This is a genomic window from Parvibaculum sp., from assembly GCF_049672805.1.
In the GTDB taxonomy this organism is placed as follows: domain Bacteria; phylum Pseudomonadota; class Alphaproteobacteria; order Parvibaculales; family Parvibaculaceae; genus Parvibaculum.
Window position 1 is genome coordinate 1 of record NZ_JBATWS010000119.1, and the last position, 3,984, is coordinate 3,984.

General features: G+C 62.0%; 4 protein-coding genes. 1 reads left to right on the forward strand and 3 read right to left on the reverse strand.

Going from position 1 to position 3,984, the window contains the following annotated elements:
- The coding region (locus tag WBF74_RS03685) for a ComEC/Rec2 family competence protein (protein ID WP_424435336.1) at nucleotides 1–1,800 on the forward strand (1,800 nt) is incomplete at its 5' end.
- 2 nt (nucleotides 1,801–1,802) lie between these two features.
- Here WBF74_RS03685 and lexA read toward each other — a convergent pair.
- The 3 genes from lexA to WBF74_RS03700 form a co-directional block, all read right to left on the reverse strand.
- Nucleotides 1,803–2,519 (reverse strand): transcriptional repressor LexA, encoded by a 717-nt coding sequence (gene lexA, locus WBF74_RS03690; RefSeq protein WP_424435339.1) that lies wholly within the window; start codon nucleotides 2,517–2,519, stop codon nucleotides 1,803–1,805.
- A 117-nt stretch (nucleotides 2,520–2,636) separates the two neighbouring features.
- Nucleotides 2,637–3,848, reverse strand: a complete 1,212-nt coding sequence (gene glp, locus WBF74_RS03695) for a gephyrin-like molybdotransferase Glp (protein ID WP_424435342.1) — start codon at nucleotides 3,846–3,848, stop codon at nucleotides 2,637–2,639.
- Between the two features lie 3 nt (nucleotides 3,849–3,851).
- The coding region (locus tag WBF74_RS03700; protein WP_424435345.1) for a cyclic pyranopterin monophosphate synthase MoaC at nucleotides 3,852–3,984 on the reverse strand (133 nt) is incomplete at its 5' end.

The following is a 3,984-nucleotide window of genomic DNA, read 5'->3' on the forward strand; positions in this document are numbered from 1 at the left end:
GTTCTGGAACGGGCAATGGCAGGCGAGCTGACCGGCACTGTCCTGAGCGCCGAGAAGGATGAGGGAGGCGCATTCAGAGCAATCATCGAGCTTCATTCCTTCGCCGGACTGCCGCCCGGAAAGATGCCGCAAAAGGTGCGGCTCAATATTCGCGTGAAGAACTCCGCGCTGCGGCCAGGTGCCGTGGTGGGTTTGCGTGCCCGGTTGATGCCACCGCCCGAGCCTGTCCTGCCGCATGGTTTCGACTTCGCGCGGCAGGCCTGGTTTGAGGGAATCGGCGCGGTGGGTTTTGCCTATACCGTGCCCCGCGAAATTGAAGCGCCGGAAACCACCTCAACATGGCTCGCCTCGCTCCGCATGGCGATTGGCGACAGGGTGCGCGGGGTGATCGGCGGGACGAGCGGCGCGGTTGCCGCCGCGCTCATAAACGGGGAGCGGGCGAGCATCCCGGATGAGGTGTCGGAAGAGCTGAGAGCATCCGGCATTTATCATGTGCTTTCGATTTCCGGCCTGCACATGGTGCTCTTTGCGGGCTCACTCTTCTGGGTGGCGCGCCTCTGCCTTGCGCTGATCCCGAACCTTGCGCTGCGCTATCCGATCAAGAAATGGGCGGCGGGCCTCGCCATCCTTGGCGGCACTTTCTACCTCGCCATTTCAGGTGCAGAGATCGCAACGCAGCGCGCCTGGATCATGATCTCGCTGGCCTTCATCGCCGTCCTCATGGATCGTCCGGCAATCAGCCTGCGGAATGTAATGCTGGCGGCCATTCTCATCCTGCTATGGCGACCTGAAAGCCTGATCGGTGCGAGCTTCCAGATGTCCTTTGCTGCGGTGATTGCGCTGACGGCCTTTTATGAGAGCAGCCTTGCGCGACGCTGGATGCAGAATCCGCAAGGATTTGGCGGTGTATCGTTGATGCAAAGGGCGCTGCTTTATGTGCTCGGCATTGCGGTGACGAGCCTCGTTGCAGGGGCGGCGACGGGCACCATCGCGGCCTTCCACTTCAACCGTGTCGCCCTTTACGGGCTTGCGGGCAATATGGGCGCCATGCCGATTGTCGGCGTCATTGTCATGCCCATGGCGCTGCTTGCGCTGATCCTCATGCCTTTCGGTCTTGATGCGCCCGCGCTCTGGCTGATGGGGAAAGGCGTCGATGCGATGCTTGTTGTTTCGCACGAAGTGGCAAGCTGGGGTGGTGCCGACAGGCTGCTTGCCGATGCGCCTTTTACCGCGTTGGTGCTCACCGTGCTCGGCGGGTTGTGGCTTTCGCTCTGGCGTGAGAGATGGCGGCTTGCAGGGCTTTTGCCGATTGCGGCGGGGCTGCTTCTCTGGGGAAGCGCGCCCAAAGCTGACATTTGGGTGGACCGCGATGCGGCACTCTTTGCTGCACGAGGTGCAGACGGAAAACTTGTGCTGACTTCCGCCACACCTCGGTACACGGCGGAGCAATGGCTGCGGCATGATGCAGATGACCGCCGACTCCGCACCGCTGTCAGATCACCCGATATGAAATGCGACAGAAGCGGCTGCATCCATGCGGTACCGGGACGGCCCGCGATCGCCTTTGCCTATTCGGTTGATGCGGTGGCGGATGATTGTGGGAAGGCCGATATCGTGATTTCCCGCGTGCCCGTATCCCGCCACATGCAGGAGGAATGCGGCGCGGAGCTTCTTCTCGACTATTTCTTCTTCTGGAGAAACGGCGCGACGATGATCCGGTTCAACGCAGATGGCGGATTTGACATCCTCACCGCGCGCGACATGCGCGGTGACCGCCCCTGGGTGCAAAGAACACGGTGAGGTCAGTAGCGACGGAGCAGGCCGACCAGCTTGCCCTGAACCTTCACACGGTCAGGACCGAAGATGCGCGTCTCATAGGCCGGGTTCGCCGCTTCAAGCGCGATGGAATCCCCCTTGCGGCGGAGGCGCTTTAGCGTCGCTTCATATCCGTCAACCAGCGCGACAACAATGTCACCGCTATTGGCCGTGTCGCAGCGCTGAATGAGAACCGTGTCGCCATCAAGAATGCCGGCCTCGATCATCGAATCGCCCTTCACCTCAAGCGCGTAATGTTCGCCGGAACCGAGAAGGCTGAGCGGCACGCTGACCTGATGGCTTTCCTCCTGCAACGCCTCGATGGGTGTGCCGGCGGCAATCCGGCCCATGACGGAAATGCTCATGGAATCGCCGCTGTCGCGCGCGGGGACGAGATCGCGGCTCGATGTTGATGTCTTCTGGGCACCGCCTTCAATGACGCTGGGCGAGAAGCCCCGGCCGCGCGAAACGGCAAGGCTCGGCGAGGCAGCGTCCGGGAGGCGGATGATTTCAAGGGCGCGGGCGCGATGAGGCAGGCGGCGAATGAAGCCGCGTTCCTCAAGAGCGGTGATGAGACGGTGGATGCCCGATTTCGAGCGAAGGTCGAGCGCTTCCTTCATTTCATCGAAGCTCGGGGAGACGCCGCCCTCCTTGATCCGCTCATGAATGAACATCAGCAGTTCGTGTTGCTTGCGCGTCAGCATCGATTCCAGCCCCTCATGCCCTCTGAAGGCCGGAAACGACCTTCGGAACAAAACAAAAACGCTCTGTCTTGTTCTAGTTTGGTTCTCGGAAACCTGTCAAGCGCAATTGTGGATAAGTCAGGCGCGAAGGGGCAAAATCGTAACAATATCACCGGCTTGGGCGGGCGCGGCTTGCGGCGCGCGCACCACGAGACAGCCCGCGCGAGAAAGCACGGAGAGCATGGAACTCTCCTGAATCGCGTCGGGCGTGGCGAGAGGAAGCTCCCCTGGCACATGGTTGAGGGCAGCGCGGATGTAGTCCTCGCGGATGCCATTGGCGGGAAGTGCGGCGCCGAGTCGGGCGAGGGTGAGTGCCTGCGCCGTCTCACCGCCCTGAAGGCGGGCAATGGCGGGCTTCAGGAAAAGCGTTGCGCAGACCAGCGCAGATACAGGATTTCCCGGCAGGCCGAGCAGGGGCAGATCACCAAACCGCCCATACATCAGCGGCTTGCCGGGGCGCATCGCAATCTTCCAGAAATCGATATCGAGGCCCGAAGGCGCGAGCGCCTCGCGCACCAGATCATGCTCACCGACAGAAGCGCCGCCGAGCGTAACCAGCATGTCGGCGCTGCGGGCGCGGTCGGCGGCCCTGCGAATGGCCTCAATCCTGTCGGGTACGATACCGAGATCAAGCGGCTCACCACCAGCCTCGAGAATGAGTGCGGCAAGGCCGTCATTATTGGCGGAGATGATCTGGCTCGGGCCGGGCTCTGCACCGGGCGGCACAAGCTCGTCGCCGGTCGAGAAGAAGGCAATCACGGGCCGCTTGTGCACTGAAAGAAGCGGTTGGTTCATCGCCGCTGCAAAGGCAATGTCGGCGGGAGAAAGTTTTCGTCCGGCGAGGAGACCCGGATCACCGCTGCGGAAATCAAGCCCCATGGGCCGCACATAATGGCCGCGTGCCACGCTCTCCTTCACGGTGACGATATCGCCATCGCGCTCGGTGTCTTCCTGAATGACGATGCTGTCCGCACCGCGCGGCAAGGGCGCGCCAGTGAAGATGCGCACCGCCTCACCCGCTTTCAGTTCCTCGCCATAGGCACCGCCTGCGGGCACTTCGCCGACAATCCTGAGCCGCACAGGAACGGTTACCACATCAGCTGCCTTCACCGCATAGCCATCCATCGCCGAAAGATCGGCGGGCGGCTGTGTCCGCCGCGCGACTACCTCTTCAGCAAGAATGCGGCCAAGGGCTTGTGAAAGGGGAACGGTTTCAATCGGCGTGGGATGCAGCGAGGCGAGAATGCGCGACCGCGCCTCTGAAACAGGAAGAAGAGGCTGCTTCCCCATCCGTCACTCCGCCTTGTAATCGCCGGATGCACCGCCGGATTTTTCCGTGAGCCGAATATCGCTGATCGTCATGCTGCGATCGACAGCTTTCGCCATGTCGTAAAGCGTGAGGCAAGCAACGGAAACTGCAGTGAGC

What these genes read in the sequence shown, in the direction of transcription:
- lexA (WP_424435339.1), bottom strand. Translation starts at nt 2,519, where the DNA reads ATGCTGACGCGCAAGCAACACGAACTGCTGATGTTCATTCATGAGCGG.
- glp (WP_424435342.1), bottom strand. Translation starts at nt 3,848, where the DNA reads ATGGGGAAGCAGCCTCTTCTTCCTGTTTCAGAGGCGCGGTCGCGCATT.